This window comes from Providencia sp. wls1916, from assembly GCF_009706585.1.
Taxonomy (GTDB): Bacteria; Pseudomonadota; Gammaproteobacteria; order Enterobacterales; family Enterobacteriaceae; genus Providencia; species Providencia lanzhouensis.
Genome location: NZ_WLUL01000009.1, coordinates 503,241 through 518,671, shown reverse-complemented (window position 1 = coordinate 518,671; position 15,431 = coordinate 503,241). Strand labels below are relative to the sequence as shown.

Below are 15,431 nucleotides of genomic sequence, written 5' to 3'. Positions count from 1 at the left end.
GCATATCACTCGTATTGCCATTTCCACCGAGCGTAAATGTATGCTGGCGTAATGTGAATGGCAGAACACTAATCAGTGAAAAGGGACGTAAATTTCGGGGGAGTGCGATTGTTGCTATATATGAGCAATTGAAGCGTAAACCGATAGCGATAACTGGACCCGTTTCTGTAAAGGTCAAAATGTATCCGCCAACAAATCACAAGCGAGACATTGATAACTATTTAAAAGCACCGTTTGACGCATTAACACATGCCAATATTTGGAAAGACGATGACCAAGTGAAGAGAGTGGAAATGGAGTGGTGTGAAGTTGTCAAAGGCGGTCGTTTTGAAATAACAATCAGTTTGCATGAAAGCGCAAGTGTGGTTGCGTATATGGGGGAATAGCATGAGTTATCAATGGATACTAACGCCAATACTGGTACCGGAAATTGGCGCTGTGATTTTTAAGCCAAGTATGCACATGAATACATTCAGCGGAAGAATGTTGCTGATGACTTTGCCCGCGGAATTAAAGCATAAACCATCAGGGCTTATCTCTCTTTCTCAGCAATACCTCAGCGACAAGTTGACTGAGATTGAAGCATTAACGCCAGTAATGAACTTAACGGTAGACGCCGAGCCACCAGCAAGCTTTATGAAGTTTCCGAAGCTACAGCGCTGGACTAGTAACGATTATCTGAAATGGGTTAAATCACAGCCTTGCTGCGTTTGTGGCGCCACAGCTGACGATGCCCATCATATTATCGGCTACGGACAGGGTGGCATAGGCACAAAGGCTCATGACTTGTTCACTATCCCATTATGTCGAGTTCACCACAGCGAGCTACACAAGGATCCGAAAGGGTGGGAACAAGAAAATGGTAGCCAGTTAGTTTTGTTATTTAAATTTCTCGACCGGTCAATCGGTTTGGGTGTATTCGGTTAATGCGTTGTGCGGAACGCAGTGGAGATTATTGCATGAGAGATATTCAGTTAGTTTTAGAAAAGTGGGCAGGCTGGGCAAGTAATAACCCTGGTGTAGATTATTCGCATATTGCAGCTGGATTTAAGGGGCTAATCTCAAATAAAGAAGCACCTAGGCTTTCATGTACTGATAATGATGGAATTATTATTGATAGTGTCATTGCTAAATTAAAAGCGGTTAGAAAAGATGAAGAACTAGAACTGATAGTTATGCATTATTTGTATGGTGTATCAAAGCGTGGCATTGCAAAAAAATTAAAGGTTAGCGAGGGTCGAGTTCGCCAAATGATGCAAGTAGCGGAAGGGTTTGTTGATGGGTGTTTAGCCATGATTGGTGTAGTTTTAGAAATGGATAGTGAAGTTATGGGGAAACAAAACACAGTGGATAGTGAAAAAGTATTAGTGCGCTACGCAAAATCAATGCTAGTGTGATAAGAGTGAATACGTTGTCACCTAACTTATAGAATGAAACCTCGCTTAAAGTGAGGTTTTTGTTTATCATCGCTTTGTATTTCATTACAGAGAAGAGTGATATGAATTCTAATTTTCTAGCTGAAAATTTTGACAATATAAGTAAATCATTAGAGAGAACAAATGAAGAGAAATTTGTTAAGTTAGCTTCTCTATTAATGACGGATTCCTTCAATAAAACTAATAATTCTAGTGAGCTATTAAGAGATCTTTATAAGTACATAAATGATGTAGTAAATTGCATAGATGAAAGTAAAATTGCAATAGAAAATATATGTAAAGTTTCTAATGTGTATGACCAGTTGCATCGTGGGGATAATGAAGGTGATGCTGAATATTTAATGTGGGCATATATAGTTTTGGTGAGATTTTTAATTGAGTACACATATAGAATGGTTGATACTTATTTAATGGAGAGAATGACGCATGCAATAGATGATTATCATGGAATGAATGTCATTTTTAAAAATATACAAAAGCATGGGTTTAAGTTTTTTTATCTATATGTTAAAAATGAATACACATCGAAATTGATTCAATCAGATTTTATCGATGTAAAAAATAAAATTGGAAAACTAACATCAATAGAAAATAAAATAGATCTCGCAATTAATAAGAGCGAAGAAATTTCTATTAAGTATTCAAAGTTACAACATATCGATAATGAATATTTTAAATCTTTTAGAGATAAACTATCAGAAGCTAGCATTGAATTAGAATCAAAGATATTTGAAAAAGTAAAAATAATTGAGGATTTGGATAAGAAAGTCAATAGAACAAATGATAACTTAACAATGAAAGGGTTAAGTGGAGCATATGGAGACTTGAGTGATATAAAAAACAAAGAGAAAAGAAAAGCTCTATTTGTGCTTATTTTATCAATTATTGGTGTTCTTTCTCCATTAGGCATTAGAATTCTTACTATTTTCTTAGGTATTGACTACAGTATTTATGAGTATATCCTAACAGGTACAGCGACTTTGATTTTTATTTATTATTTTAGAGTTGCATTGATAAATTATAATTCAATTAAAACTGAACTTAATCAAATAAATCTAAGAACTGCACTTTGTAAGTTCATTCATGGGTATGTAGAATTTTCGCAGAGAAATAACAATCATGATTCATTATCTAAATTTGAAAGCTTAATATTTTCAAATATTGTTCCAGATGATAAAAATATACCAGCAACCCTCGATGGATTAGAGCAATTAGCTAAACTTATCGGCGCTTTAAAAGCAAAATAAATTTATCTAAACTGATTATAAGAAGCTGCGCATTGCGTGGCTTTTTTCGTATATAGCCTCAGCAAATCAAACCCAACATGTTTAATTACTGCAATGACATTGCTGGTGGCTACCTATTAACTAAACATTGGAACACTCCGCAGGGGGTGGAATTTCTATCACTTAAAATTCAACATAGGAAAATGAATGATCACTATCGAGGAATTAAAGCGATTACTTTCTTACGACCCTGATACTGGAGTATTTACATGGAAGGTTGATGTATCTAGTAGGGTCAAGAAGGGGGTGGTGGCTGGAACTAGCGATTCTTTTGGCTATGGACGGATATTTATAAAAGGTAAGAGCTATAAATCACATCGACTAGCTTGGGCGTACTCATATAACGAATTTCCAAATGGTGCCATTGACCACATTAATGCCAACACATCAGATAACCGAATTTCAAACCTACGTATCGTAACTCAGCTAGAAAACACAAGAAACTGTCGAATTTCTAAAAACAATACATCAGGTGTGAAGGGCGTTTACTGGGATCGGCAGAAAAGGAAATGGAGGGCTCAATTTAGAGCCGATGGAAAAAATAAGGTGGTAGGGTATTTCACCGACTTAAATATTGCAAAAATTGAGATTATTAAATCTCGAAATGAGTGCCATAAAGAGTTTGCCAGACACGACTAATACAAAGTCTTAATTCAAACCTACACCTATTCTGTAATAGGTCTCCTCACCCCAATTTGGGGGATTCGGTATGCGTATGCACGAAAAATACTCTAGCCCCTTTTCTTATGCTCTTGGAGTTATCACCACTGCTGCTGGGGCGTTATCGTTAGACCAGTGGGCAGTGCTCATTGGGATCATCTGTACAGTCGCTACATTTTTAGTGAATTGGTACTACAGGCGAAAAGAATACAAATTCAAAGAAAAGAGCAATGTAAAGGATAGTAATTTGTAACAAGTATTTCCTCCAGCTTAGGTATGTGATTTAGAAGCAAAAAGTGACTAAATTGCTTATTTTGAAACAAAGGTTGATTTTTTTGATACAAAGTAACTGAAATCTGAAACGATTTGTTGTATATTTGATACGGTTTATTGTTATTAATCGTGCAAATTTTTTTGGGGGTGCTGTGGATTTTTTATCTGAGGTATTGAAGATTATTGATGGGGCTTTAAAGGCCAATGCTAGCATGGCAAAAGATTATGCAGGGTTACTAGCAGATAAGCTTGAGAGTAAAGGAGAAAAAAAACAAGCGACAATGATCAGGGAGCGCCTGTTGAAGGCTCCAAAAGCATTAATTGAAGCGCAAAAGGCCGATAGGGGCATAAGTATAAGTGCACCTCCAATTGATGGAGATAGCAGGCTGCATACTGTTGATATTAGCCACCCAATACTTGAAATGACTGATTTATATCTTCCTAGTGCAATTGAAAATCGAGTTAACGAATTTTTGCTTAATATTCAGCATTATGATGAGTTCTTGAAGGTGGAGGCTGCTCAACCTAATAGATTGCTTGTGTATGGTGAACCAGGAACAGGGAAAACACAAATGGCAAGATGGGTTGCTGCGAAATTGAAAGCAACACTTCTAACAGTACGGTGCGATACCTTAATTAGTAGTTTATTAGGCCAAACAAGTAAAAATCTGAGGCAAGTGTTTGAATATGCCCAACAATTCCCATCGGTACTTTTTTTGGATGAGTTTGATGCTTTAGCTGGTGCAAGAGGAAATGAAAGGGATATTGGTGAGTTACAAAGAGTAGTTATTTCTTTGCTTCAAAACATTGACTCTTTACCAAATGATACGATCTTAATTGCTGCAACAAACCATGATAAGTTATTAGATCCTGCAATTTGGAGACGTTTTCAATTTCGAGTAAATATGCCATTGCCTGATATTAAGTTACGGGAAGAGCTATGGAAAAAGTTTCTAGGTGTGATGGTTTCAAAAGAATTTAATTTCCATGATTTAGCATATAATTCTGATAATATGTCTGGGGCAACAATTGAACAAGTAAGTATTGATGCAAAAAGAGATGCTATCATAGATAGATCACAATTCATTAATGAAAGTAAACTATATCGTCGATTATATTTAGCAAAAGCTTTAACCTTAGGTGAAAGCCTTAGCACTAATGAAGATGAAATCTTTTATTTGAGGAGTATGGATAAAAAAAGATTTTCTTTAAGAAATCTATCATCTTTATATAGTATTTCTACTAGGGCTATTACTAATATTTTAAAGCAGGATGGTATAGATGAACAGAGAAAATCAAAGGGCTAATTTAAATAATCCTTTTATAAATATTCCATTTTCAAGAGGAGATTTGGGAGCTATAGAAGGGGGGGGAGGAGGAAGAAAATTATTTACACCTATCACATATCAGTACCGGAATTCATTAATTAGTGAACTGAATCTTTCGAAGGAAGTTTTGTTGCCACAGCTTGATGAATTTCCTAATGCCTTAGGGACACTAATTTTTAAATTAAGGGAGACAGCTATAGCAAAAAGCCATCGCCCAACGAAAGTAGCTTCTGAAGCTGGACTGCAACCAGCTGGACATGCAAATATTGATGAAATGCTAGTCGCTGCTCATATAGGGAGTTTTGACGCACTCGAATCAGTTATTCTCGATAGAGATATACAAGAAATAAATGCAAATTTAAGCGCTATAGAAAGTATTCTACCTTGGTCTAATGAAAGAAAAGTGCCTACGGGTAAAGACTCTATAATAAGTAGCGAAAGTTTTATTATAAGAATTTTTCAATATTTAGGGGCTGAAGCAACTCAATTAAATTATAGAAATGTTATTTCAATGCTACGTGATGGCGGGGTTAGCTATTCTGAAATTCCTCAATATCAAGGAGTCTCTATAATCAAAGTCAATAATATTGAAGGTATTGATTCTGAAGTCCTTGAGTCATTGATTAGTTATCCTGGTATAAAATATATTACTCCTGAACCTAAATATCATTGTTATCCTGTAAGTGGAGATAGAGAACGGGTAGATACAGAAATTAGATTTGAAGAGCCAGAGATAGACCTACCTATTGTAGCAGTCTTTGATACAGGAGTAAGCGGTAATGCTAGCCTACTTTCACCATGGATTATTGATAGAGATCCATATGTGTTACCTCCTGACACTAGGTTTGAGCATGGAACGATGGTGGCATCTTTAGTTGCAGGTGCTAGGCTGATTAATGATGAACACGTATCAATTCCTTCAACTAGAAGTCTAGTTTATGATGTTTGTGGATTAGAGGAGGATGGCTCATATGTTTCAGATTTGATACTGAGAATCTCGGAAGCCGTGGGAAAAAAATCTGATGTGAAAATATGGAATATTTCATTAGGTGGTGAGAGTTGCAGAACACAAGAATTTAGTGAGTTTGCAATAGCATTGGATAAATTAAGCGATCAGTATGGAGTACTATTTGTGATCGCTGCTGGTAATTATGTAGAGTTACCTCGCCGTTTTTGGCCTGTTTCTGATCCAAGCAACTATAATGACATAATATCTTCCCCTGCTGAGTCAATTAGAGCTTTAACAGTTGGTTCGGTTAATCATGTGAATGCACCAGCTACACAAGTTATTGCTGGTGAGCCTGCAGCGTATTCAAGAAGAGGTCCTGGCCCTGTGTACACTCCTAAGCCTGATGTGGTTCATGCTGGCGGTGGTGTTCACTACCCATGGAATGCAGGGATTGGAAGCTTAAAAGTAATTTCACCAAATAATACAATCGTTCATAGTTTTGGTACTAGTTTTGCAGCTCCGATAGTATCTAGTCTAGCTGCGCATACTTGGAAAGCGATTGATGAATCAGATGAGTTGAATGCTTCGCCTTCATTAGTCAAGGCATTAATTATTCATTCAGCACAGTTAACATCTCCAGATTATTCTGTAATTGATAGGCGTTATTATGGTTCAGGGATGCCTGAAGGTGTGTTGGAAACTTTATTTGATACAGATAGTAGTTTTACTTTAGTTTTCCAAGCTAATTTAGTTCCTGGAATGAGATGGAGAAAAGAAAACTATCCAATACCTGATTGTCTTTTAGTAAATGGTAAGTTTAAAGGTGAAATTATTATAACAGCTGTATACTCACCTCCAGTTGATCCAAACGCTGGAAGTGAGTATGTCCGCGCTAATGTCGAGCTCAGTTTTGGAGTGATAAATAACAACTCTATGACGGGTAAGGTTCCGATGGAAAATGAAAAATCTCAGTCTGGGTATGAAAAAGCTCAGATAGAGAGCGGTGGTAAATGGTCTCCAGTCAAAATTCATCGGGCAGTATTTAAAAAGGGAGTGGAGGGGGATAACTGGGGAGTTCAAGCAAAGGCAACTTTGCGAGCTTTTGAGGCACCTCTTATAGAACCTCTTAATGTAACTATTATTGTTACCCTACGGTCATTAGATAATGACCGTAGGGTATATACAGATGGCGTAAGAGCTTTATCATCTAAAAACTGGTTGAATCATACAATAGTTAATCGCGTACCTATTAATACCAACTAAATTTTTATTAATTGTAATAAAAAATAAGGCCTCATAATGTGAGGCCTTATTTTTTGGGCGATAAGTTATGTTAAAAGTATCAAATAAAGTAAAAAAAGCGGCTACTGGTGGGGTAATAGCTTTTACTGTTGCAATGCTTTCTTTCTTCGAGGGTGTCGAATACAAACCCTATAAAGATGTAGCTGGTGTATTAACAGTATGTTATGGACATACAGGCGCTGACATAATCCCCACTAAAACCTATTCCGAATCAGAATGTTTAGCTTTGCTTGAAAGAGACCTCAATAAAGTCAGAAAGGGTGTAGACCCGCTAATCAAAGTCGATCTCGACGATAACACACGAGCCGCTATTTATTCCTTTGCTTACAACGTAGGCACGGGTGCTTTTGCACGTTCTACGATGCTGAAGAAGCTAAACGCTGGTGATATCGCTGGTGCTTGCAATGAACTTAAACGATGGACATACGCAGGGGGTAAAGAGTGGAAAGGCTTAATAATGCGCAGAGAGATAGAGAATGCTGTATGTCTTGGAAGGTTCGCCTATGCATATCCACTTTCATTATCGGGATCCCCATCTTCTTGGCAGCTGGCGTATACGTACTCAGAGACAACACCTGCGGTGGCACTGACAATGTAAGTTTAGAAAAACGCTGTCAAAGTGCGGTCAATTACAATAAAGCCAAGCAGGTTAACTTATGAAGATAGATAACTCGTTTTGGCTTTTTTTAATGTTGGTTGCTGTTAGTTGGTTGGCATTAACGCTTTATGATAACAACACTGCAGTTAAGAGTGACAACGACAAGTTAAAGCAAGATAACATCAAACAAAGTGCAGTCATTGCCCGTCAGTCATTTCAATTCAATCGCTTCAATCAGATAGCAACAACAGCATACCGGAACGGCATTCAAGCTGATGCGAAAGCACAGGAGAAAATCATTGAATATAAAACGATACTCAAAGCAGAGTCTTCTTGTGATTCTCTTGTGCCTCAGCTTGTTACTGATGGCTTGTTCGAGTACACAAACGAGTTACGAGAGCGCGCAATGCGTTCCAATTCCATCGACGTTAACTAATTCAGTGGTACCGCCATTTCCGCCTGGCAGTGATGGTAAAACCCTATCATTCAAAGCGTCTGTATTGTGGAACAGATTATTGCTAGGAACGATAGATAAGGCGAATGAGCAACTTGAAGCCATTCGAGACATCGAGACGAACAGAAATAATAAATAACAAAGAGTAGTAGCTATCTTGACTCTTGAATCGTATTTAGTATCCATTTAGATATATCCGTTGACCTGTCATGGTACCACTGCTCATCGAGTACCTTAGGTAATTCATACTGTTTTTTTGACGGGAAATATTCTTCAGATGAATCATGAAATATAATAATATTTTGTTTTTTAATGGAAAAAGAAAATACTTCAGCACTAAGCTCTTTAACGGTGTTATCTAAAACACGATAAAACTTTATCTTTAAAATGATAGGGTCAGTATTGTTGTTATATGAATCTTTGTTGTTATCTAGCAAATCACCTTTTTGATATAAGAACATAGCCCCATAAAACACAGTGTGTGGAATATCGACACTTTTTGTTTTGGGGTGAACCCAGAAACCATAAACTGATTTGTTCTGGTAATTTTCGTATTCTGAAGAGCTACTACTAAATAATATAAGTCCTAAATGATTCGATAGATTACGAGCTACTGAGTTTGCTAAAGTTGAAATTTTTATTTTAGGTGTTTTTTTATTATATATTTCCTCTGTGATTTTAAAGTAATTACTATTTTCAAAGGTGTCAGTCATTTCCACTTCGCCAGTATATAAATACACTATTTTTACTCCTTGCAATTCTATGGGGTGAGATAAGTTAGAATAATAAACAGGATGCTACATTATTCAGTCACATATAGCCATCAACTGATCACTGATGGCTTTTTCATTTATGGAGATATCTATGCCCCCACGTATACCTCGCGCTTGTCGAAAACATGGATGCAACAAGACAACCACTGACCGTAGTGGCTACTGTCAAGAGCACATGAATACAGGATGGGAAAGCCACCAGCAAGGCAAGAGTCGCCATGAGCGCGGTTATGGCTCTAAGTGGGACAAGATACGTGCTCGTATTCTTAATCGTGATAAGCATCTATGCCAAGAGTGTTTGAAGTCAGGTAGACCAACGGAAGCCAAGACAGTGGACCACATCAAACCCAAGGCGCATGGTGGTACCGATGATGATAGCAACCTGCAAGCTCTGTGCTGGCCTTGTCATAAACGTAAGACCGCAAGGGAGAGGATTAAATGATATCAACAACAGCCGCTGTTGAAATATTAAACTCATTGTTAAGCGAAGATAGAAAAGCCATATCTTCACTAGCAACAAACTATGTTCAGTGCAAAAAAGAGCTAGGGGTAAATACAGCTGCTGCAGTAGGTATTGATGACGATAATAACTATTCAATAGGCATGGTCGGTGTTATTAACTCATTGGTCAATAATGGAAAAGTTGCAGCTGTTATTGGTGAAAATAGGCAGATTATTGAATTTATTGTTAAAAAATAAAGCAACCACAGGAAGCTATAACGGCATGGTAGGGGGGGGAAAATCTCTAAAAACTTTCGCCTAAAGTACCGCCGCCTTACCTTTTGTTATATCGCCGCAGGTTAGAAAACTTTTTTATGGGGATCCCCAGCGTTAATTAATAGGAGGTTTCTATCATGGCTGGACCACCTAAAACCCCGTCACATCTGCAATTGGTGAGGGGGAACCCATCAAAACGCCCCATTAATAAACAAGAACCAAAACCGCCGTCAGGGGTACCCCAAACACCGAAGTATTTTGATAAGTGGGGTAAGTATTGGTTCAAGAAAATGGGCGAAGAGTTAGATGCACTGGGTGTCATGAGCACACTCGATGCAAAAGCTCTGGAATTATTAGTTGAGGCATACGTTGAGTACCGGCATCACTGCGAAGTGCTCGATACTGAAGGTTATACCTACAACACAACGTCAATGACTGGCGACATTATCAAAAAAGCACATCCAGCGGCTGCAATGAAAGCCGATGTTTGGAAGCGAATCCGAGCTATGCTCAGTGAATTTGGCATGACACCTTCAGCAAGAACAAAAGTCAGTATCAAAGGCCCTGAGCAGGAAGATCCACTAGACGTATTTCTGAAAAAGCGCAAATGATGAATGGCAACCGTAGCAGATGGAATTCAGTACGCCGAGCAGGTCGTGGCTGGAGAAATTGTTGCGTGCGAATTGGTGCGCTTAGCGTGCCAGCGTTTTTTAAATGATATAGAGCATGGTCCTGAGCGTGACATCTATTTCATTGAAGATCGCGCACAGCACATACTCGACTTTTACAATTTTATCCCACATGTCAAAGGGGCATTTGCTGGAAAGCCGATTGATTTAATGCCGTGGCATGTCTTTATCTTGATTAATATTTTCGGGTTCGTGATCCCGTTAATTGATGAATTAACCGGTGAACAAGTTCTTGATGATGATGGTGATGCCATCCTTGTTCGTCGTTTTCGAACCGCATTTAATGAAGTGGCTCGTAAGAATGCAAAATCAACGCTCTCTAGTGGTATCGGTTTATACATGACAGGTGCTGATGGTGAGGGTGGTGCCGAGGTTTATTCAGCCGCAACAACTCGCGATCAGGCACGCATTGTGTTTGAAGATGCAAAAAATATGGTCAAAAAAGCGAAAGCAACGCTAGGTCGCTTATTTGATTACAACAAGTTAGCCATTTACCAAGAGCGAACGGCGTCTAAATTTGAACCACTTTCCAGTGATGCGAATAACCTCGATGGCTTGAACATTCATTGCGGGATAGTTGACGAGCTCCATGCTCATAAGACTCGCGATGTGTGGGATGTTCTTGAAACGGCAACGGGTGCACGATTGCAGTCGCTTTTATTTGCCATCACAACATCGGGTTTTAATAAAGAGGGGATCTGTTACGAGCTACGGGATTACGCAATTAAAGTTCTAACGGGTGTTGTTGATGATGACACTTTCTTTGCCATTATTTATACCCTCGATGAGGGCGACGATGATTTTGATGAATCCGTTTGGATAAAAGCTAATCCTGGGCTTGGTGTCTGTAAGCGTTTTGATGATATGCGACGTCTGGCCAAGAAGGCGAAAGAGCAAATTGCTGCTCGTCCTAACTTTCTCACTAAGCACCTTAATAAGTGGGTTAATGCTGAATCTGTCTGGATGGACATGAGTAAATGGGACGCCGCTCCAGCTAACGCACCTGATGATGAGTTGAAGAATTATCCTGTTTGGGTTGGTGTTGACTTGGCTAGCAAAATTGACGTTGCTGCAGCAATTAAGATGTATGAGGACGGGCAGGGAAAAACGCACATTAAGTGCAAATTCTGGATACCCGAGGATCGCATTGATACTGCACCGAAACACATCGCTGAGCTTTACCGGAAATGGGAAGATGCAGGTCACCTTGAATTTACTGACGGCGAAGTGATTGATCATGACATTATCAAAGACGATATCCTGAAGTGGTGTGAGGGTGATGATGTCCGTGAATTAGGGTTTGACCCATGGAGTGCAGTTCAGTTCTCTCGCCGGCTAGCGGAGGAAGGCGTTCCGTTAGTTGAGGTTGCTCAAACAGTTAAGAATATGTCTGAAGCCATGAAAAGTGTTCAGGCTGATGTGTATGCAGGTAAGTTCCACCACGATCACAACCCAATGATGGCTTGGATGTTGTCCAACGTCACCGTAAAACCGGATAGAAACGAAAATATCTTCCCTAACAAATCCACACCTGAAAACAAAATCGATGGTCCAGTTGCCATGTTTACGGCAAAAAGCCGTCAATTGGTTGGTGGTGGTGAGCCACAACAAAATTTATCCGATGTATTAGCGACTCGCGGGTTGCGTTCTCTCTAAGGAGATTCAATGAAATTTTTAACGATTACAGCCTTATTGGTTGGGATTGCGGGCGCCTGTTTACTGTCGTTTGGTGCTTGGTTGGTTTATCCCCCTATTGGCTATATCACTGCTGGGTTGTTATGCCTTTTATGGTCCTACTTAGTTTCTAAGTCGATGGATCAGCCGAAAAATGGTAAGGGGTAACTATGTTTTTTCCTGGTCTATTTCGTAAATCCAGTGAGGGGATGACATCTCATGAACTGAGTGAGCTTATCGGTCTTTCTTATAATACCTATTCAGGACGAAAGGTCAGCTCACAACTCGCCATGCAGCTAACAGCTGTATTCGGTTGCGTTCGCGTTCTAGCTGAATCAGTCGGAATGCTACCTTGTTCTTTATATGAGCAATTAGAGCGGGGGAATCGACGAGCTACCCGCGAACGATTGAATAAATTACTGTCAGTAAAACCTAATAACTATATGACTCCGCAAGAGTTTTGGGAGTTATTGATTGCCTGCTTATGCTTGAGAGGGAATTTTTACGCCTACAAAGTCTATGCATTGGGTGAGGTGATGGAATTATTACCACTTGATCCCGGATCGGTGGTGCCCAAGCTAAACAGCCAGTGGGAACCTGAGTATCAGGTGACGTTTCCCAACGGTGAGAGCAAAACATTATCACAGGCTGAAATTTGGCATGTTCGTATTTTTACATTGGATGGGTTAACGGGGTTAAGCCCTATTGCTTATTCCAAGCAAGCTATTGGTCTCGGTTTGGCAACCGAAGAGCATGGCGCCCGTCTATTTGGTAACGGTGCAGTGACTAGTGGCGTACTCCAAACAGATCAGGAACTTTCAGACCCTGCTTTTAACCGGTTAAAAAATGATTTTGAAGCGAATCATCAAGGGCTAACGAATGCCCATAAACCTATGATTTTAGAAATGGGGCTGAAGTGGCAGCAAATCAGTTTATCCGCAGAAGATGCTCAGTTTCTTGAAACGCGAAAATTCCAGCTCGAGGAAATTTGCCGTATTTTCCGCGTGCCACTTCATTTAGTGCAGAACACCGATAGGGCCACATTTAATAACATTGAAAACCTTGGGATCGGGTTTATCAATTACTCCTTGGTTCCCTACCTTATTCGTATTGAGCAGCGTATCAATATTGGTTTAGTCAAACCAAGCAAACACGGTATTTTCTATGCCAAATTTAATACAGGCGCACTGCTTCGTGGGGATATGAAATCTCGATTTGATGCCTATGCAACGGGTATCAACTGGGGGATCTATTCACCGAATGAATGCCGTGAACTGGAAGAACTTAATCCGCGTGAAGGTGGTGATATCTATCTCACGCCACTAAACATGACCACAAAGCCAGAATCCTCAAAACAGGAGGGAAAAACGCATGTCGATGATGACCAAACAACGACTTGATGTACCACTGAAAATTAAGTCAGTCAGCGACTCGGGAGAGTTTGAGGGCTATGGCTCGGTTTTTGGCGTGAAAGACAGCTACTCCGATATTGTGATGCCGGGTGCTTTTCTTAACTCACTGAATCAGTGGCAAGAAAAAGGGTCTCTTCCTGCAATGCTTTGGCAGCACAACATGTCTGAGCCGATTGGTATTTATACCGAAATGCGGGAAGACAGCACAGGGCTCTATGTCAAAGGGCGATTACTCATTGATGACGACCCCTTATCCAAGCGCGCGCATGCTCACATGAAGGCCGGATCATTATCCGGTCTTTCTATTGGGTACATCCTCAAAGATTGGGAGTATGACCGCAATAAAGATGCCTTTCTATTGAAAGAAATCGATTTGTGGGAGGTCAGTTTAGTGACATTTCCCTCAAACGATGAAGCCCGAGTCAGTGATGTGAAATCGGCATTTGCTCGAGGCGAATTACCCACACAAAAAAGTATTGAGCGAGTCCTGCGCGATGTTGGGCTTTCGCGAACACAAGCCAAGGCCTTTATGGCTAAAGGCTACGATGCGCTTTCTCTGCGTGATGCTGAGCAAGAAGCTATCGACACATTGAAATCCATTTTTAAATAAAGGTACATATTATGGCTGTAGATCATAAAGACGTTAGTGAAGTTGCGCAGGAACTGAAAGGTAAATTTGAAGAATTCACCCAAAAGAATGATAAGCGCATCGAAGCAATTGAATCGGAAAAAAGTAAGTTATCAGGTCAAGTTGATACGCTGAACGAAAAATTAACTGAATTAGATGAGTTAAAAACTAACTTAGAAGCAGAGTTAGCTGCAGTTAAGCGACCAAATGGTGGCACGGTAAATAAGGATGTTGCTGAGCATAAAACGGCATTTGAGCAGTTTGTACGCAAAGGTAAAGAAGAAGGGCTTGCTGATTTGGAACGTAAAGCGATGCAAGTTGGCTCAGACCCCGATGGTGGTTTTGCCGTACCTGAAGAGCTCGATCGCAATATTATCAGCATGCTTCGCGATGAAGTGGTTATGCGTCAAGAGTGTAATGTCGTGACTGTTGGTTCACCTAACTTTAAACGTTTGGTGAATCAGGGTGGCACGAATAGTGGCTGGGTGGGTGAGGTGGATAAGCGACCTGAAACCAAAACCCCAAAACTGGCGTCCATTGAGCCTGTGTGGGGCGAGATTTACGGTAATCCAGCGGCAACACAAACGATGCTTGATGATGCTTTCTTTGATGTTGAGCAGTTTATCACGGGTGATTTGACCATTGAATTCGCCGAGCAAGAAGAAGCTGCTTTCACCAATGGGGACGGTATCAAAAAGCCAAAAGGTTTATTGGCATATGGCAGTGATGAGCAAGCAGACAAAGATCGTGATTGGGGAAAATTACAGCATCTGTTATTGAAAAAGCCAACGGAAGTCACTGCTGATGAAATCATGAAGCTGATTTATACCATGCGCAAGATCTATCGCTCAGGTGCCAAGTTCATGATGAACAACAATACCCTGTTCCAAGTTCGTACGTTGAAAGATGCGCAAGGAAATTATTTGTGGCAACCGGGCTTGCAATTGGGGCAGCCTTCCGCATTGCTGGGTTACGGCATTGCTGAAAATGAGCAATTTTCGGATGTTGTTGCTGAATCAACGCCAATTGCATTTGGTAACTTCAAGCGTTGCTACACCATTCTGGATCGCATGGGTGTCCGTATGCTGCGTGACCCATACACCAACAAGCCGTTTGTACATTTCTACACGACCAAGCGTGTTGGTTCGATGATGGTTGATAGTAATGCAGTGAAAGTATTGAAAGCAGCTGCAGCGAAATAATCATAATATTATCCATGGCGGCTTAATTGCCGCCTTTTTGTGCCTCTCTT

At 40.0% G+C, this 15,431-nt stretch carries 18 protein-coding genes and 1 pseudogene; 18 read left to right on the top strand and 1 reads right to left on the bottom strand.

The features are described 5' to 3' along the window. The first annotated feature begins 2 nt into the window (after window positions 1-2). The 10 genes and pseudogenes from GKR61_RS05660 to GKR61_RS05615 all read left to right on the top strand — a co-directional run bounded on the left by GKR61_RS05660 (window position 3) and on the right by GKR61_RS05615 (window position 8,268). Window positions 3-386, top strand: a complete 384-nt coding sequence (locus tag GKR61_RS05660) for a RusA family crossover junction endodeoxyribonuclease (protein WP_336426609.1) — start codon at window positions 3-5, stop codon at window positions 384-386. Between the two features lie 184 nt (window positions 387-570). Further along, window positions 571-927 (top strand): annotated as a pseudogene (locus tag GKR61_RS05655) (DUF968 domain-containing protein); the annotation flags it as partial. Between the two features lie 32 nt (window positions 928-959). Beyond that, a complete protein-coding gene (locus GKR61_RS05650; protein WP_172459964.1) occupies window positions 960-1,397 on the top strand; it encodes an antiterminator Q family protein in 438 nt (145 codons plus the stop codon). Between the two features lie 101 nt (window positions 1,398-1,498). Beyond that, a complete protein-coding gene (locus tag GKR61_RS05645; RefSeq protein WP_154639623.1) occupies window positions 1,499-2,683 on the top strand; it encodes a hypothetical protein in 1,185 nt (394 codons plus the stop codon). Window positions 2,684-2,869: 186 nt separating this feature from the next. Then, the gene (locus GKR61_RS05640; RefSeq protein ID WP_154639622.1) at window positions 2,870-3,361 is read left to right on the top strand and encodes an HNH endonuclease; all 492 of its coding nucleotides are present in this window, start codon (window positions 2,870-2,872) and stop codon (window positions 3,359-3,361) included. A 70-nt stretch (window positions 3,362-3,431) separates the two neighbouring features. After that, window positions 3,432-3,635 (top strand): phage holin family protein, encoded by a 204-nt coding sequence (locus tag GKR61_RS05635; protein WP_154639621.1) that lies wholly within the window; start codon window positions 3,432-3,434, stop codon window positions 3,633-3,635. A gap of 172 nt (window positions 3,636-3,807) precedes the next feature. Then, entirely contained in the window at window positions 3,808-4,962 is a 1,155-nt protein-coding gene (gene iteA / locus GKR61_RS05630; RefSeq protein WP_336426607.1) for an anti-phage ATPase IteA, read from the top strand. Further along, on the top strand, window positions 4,937-7,195 hold the full coding sequence (gene iteS / locus GKR61_RS05625; RefSeq protein ID WP_154639620.1) for a S8 family anti-phage peptidase IteS: 2,259 nt from the start codon (window positions 4,937-4,939) through the stop codon (window positions 7,193-7,195). The genes iteA and iteS overlap by 26 nt, the downstream gene beginning before the upstream one ends. Before the next feature lie 67 nt (window positions 7,196-7,262). Further along, window positions 7,263-7,832: a lysozyme gene (locus tag GKR61_RS05620; RefSeq protein ID WP_154639619.1), complete on the top strand. Its 570-nt coding sequence runs from the start codon at window positions 7,263-7,265 to the stop codon at window positions 7,830-7,832. A 58-nt stretch (window positions 7,833-7,890) separates the two neighbouring features. Continuing rightward, the gene (locus GKR61_RS05615; protein WP_006658964.1) at window positions 7,891-8,268 is read left to right on the top strand and encodes a hypothetical protein; all 378 of its coding nucleotides are present in this window, start codon (window positions 7,891-7,893) and stop codon (window positions 8,266-8,268) included. Window positions 8,269-8,438: 170 nt separating this feature from the next. On the opposite strand, the gene GKR61_RS05610 is transcribed toward GKR61_RS05615, so the two are convergent. Then, complete coding sequence (locus GKR61_RS05610; protein WP_154639618.1) at window positions 8,439-9,026, bottom strand: hypothetical protein; 588 nt, start codon at window positions 9,024-9,026, stop codon at window positions 8,439-8,441. A gap of 124 nt (window positions 9,027-9,150) precedes the next feature. Between GKR61_RS05610 and GKR61_RS05605 the strand changes: the two genes are divergently transcribed. From GKR61_RS05605 to GKR61_RS05575, 8 genes are all read left to right on the top strand, one after another. After that, window positions 9,151-9,501, top strand: a complete 351-nt coding sequence (locus tag GKR61_RS05605; RefSeq protein WP_154639617.1) for an HNH endonuclease — start codon at window positions 9,151-9,153, stop codon at window positions 9,499-9,501. Further along, entirely contained in the window at window positions 9,498-9,758 is a 261-nt protein-coding gene (locus GKR61_RS05600; RefSeq protein ID WP_154639616.1) for a hypothetical protein, read from the top strand. The genes GKR61_RS05605 and GKR61_RS05600 overlap by 4 nt, the downstream gene beginning before the upstream one ends. A gap of 155 nt (window positions 9,759-9,913) precedes the next feature. After that, on the top strand, window positions 9,914-10,387 hold the full coding sequence (locus GKR61_RS05595) for a phage terminase small subunit P27 family (protein ID WP_154639615.1): 474 nt from the start codon (window positions 9,914-9,916) through the stop codon (window positions 10,385-10,387). Window positions 10,388-10,390: 3 nt separating this feature from the next. Continuing rightward, complete coding sequence (locus GKR61_RS05590; RefSeq protein ID WP_154639614.1) at window positions 10,391-12,121, top strand: terminase large subunit; 1,731 nt, start codon at window positions 10,391-10,393, stop codon at window positions 12,119-12,121. 9 nt (window positions 12,122-12,130) lie between these two features. Further along, on the top strand, window positions 12,131-12,307 hold the full coding sequence (locus GKR61_RS17575; RefSeq protein ID WP_187129271.1) for a hypothetical protein: 177 nt from the start codon (window positions 12,131-12,133) through the stop codon (window positions 12,305-12,307). A gap of 2 nt (window positions 12,308-12,309) precedes the next feature. Then, window positions 12,310-13,539: a phage portal protein gene (locus GKR61_RS05585; RefSeq protein ID WP_154639613.1), complete on the top strand. Its 1,230-nt coding sequence runs from the start codon at window positions 12,310-12,312 to the stop codon at window positions 13,537-13,539. Then, a complete protein-coding gene (locus GKR61_RS05580) occupies window positions 13,517-14,161 on the top strand; it encodes an HK97 family phage prohead protease (protein ID WP_154639660.1) in 645 nt (214 codons plus the stop codon). Before GKR61_RS05585 ends, GKR61_RS05580 begins: the two co-directional genes overlap by 23 nt. A gap of 11 nt (window positions 14,162-14,172) precedes the next feature. Beyond that, the gene (locus GKR61_RS05575; RefSeq protein WP_154639612.1) at window positions 14,173-15,381 is read left to right on the top strand and encodes a phage major capsid protein; all 1,209 of its coding nucleotides are present in this window, start codon (window positions 14,173-14,175) and stop codon (window positions 15,379-15,381) included. The last annotated feature ends 50 nt before the right edge of the window (window positions 15,382-15,431 follow it).

Coding starts and splice junctions, on each gene's coding strand:
- GKR61_RS05650 (WP_172459964.1), top strand. CDS start 960: ATGAGAGATATTCAGTTAGTTTTAGAAAAGTGGGCAGGCTGGGCAAGT.
- GKR61_RS05645 (WP_154639623.1), top strand. CDS start 1,499: ATGAATTCTAATTTTCTAGCTGAAAATTTTGACAATATAAGTAAATCA.
- GKR61_RS05640 (WP_154639622.1), top strand. CDS start 2,870: ATGATCACTATCGAGGAATTAAAGCGATTACTTTCTTACGACCCTGAT.
- GKR61_RS05635 (WP_154639621.1), top strand. CDS start 3,432: ATGCGTATGCACGAAAAATACTCTAGCCCCTTTTCTTATGCTCTTGGA.
- iteS (WP_154639620.1), top strand. CDS start 4,937: ATGAACAGAGAAAATCAAAGGGCTAATTTAAATAATCCTTTTATAAAT.
- GKR61_RS05620 (WP_154639619.1), top strand. CDS start 7,263: ATGTTAAAAGTATCAAATAAAGTAAAAAAAGCGGCTACTGGTGGGGTA.
- GKR61_RS05615 (WP_006658964.1), top strand. CDS start 7,891: ATGAAGATAGATAACTCGTTTTGGCTTTTTTTAATGTTGGTTGCTGTT.
- GKR61_RS05605 (WP_154639617.1), top strand. CDS start 9,151: ATGCCCCCACGTATACCTCGCGCTTGTCGAAAACATGGATGCAACAAG.
- GKR61_RS05600 (WP_154639616.1), top strand. CDS start 9,498: ATGATATCAACAACAGCCGCTGTTGAAATATTAAACTCATTGTTAAGC.
- GKR61_RS05595 (WP_154639615.1), top strand. CDS start 9,914: ATGGCTGGACCACCTAAAACCCCGTCACATCTGCAATTGGTGAGGGGG.
- GKR61_RS05590 (WP_154639614.1), top strand. CDS start 10,391: ATGGCAACCGTAGCAGATGGAATTCAGTACGCCGAGCAGGTCGTGGCT.
- GKR61_RS17575 (WP_187129271.1), top strand. CDS start 12,131: ATGAAATTTTTAACGATTACAGCCTTATTGGTTGGGATTGCGGGCGCC.
- GKR61_RS05585 (WP_154639613.1), top strand. CDS start 12,310: ATGTTTTTTCCTGGTCTATTTCGTAAATCCAGTGAGGGGATGACATCT.
- GKR61_RS05580 (WP_154639660.1), top strand. CDS start 13,517: ATGATGACCAAACAACGACTTGATGTACCACTGAAAATTAAGTCAGTC.
- GKR61_RS05575 (WP_154639612.1), top strand. CDS start 14,173: ATGGCTGTAGATCATAAAGACGTTAGTGAAGTTGCGCAGGAACTGAAA.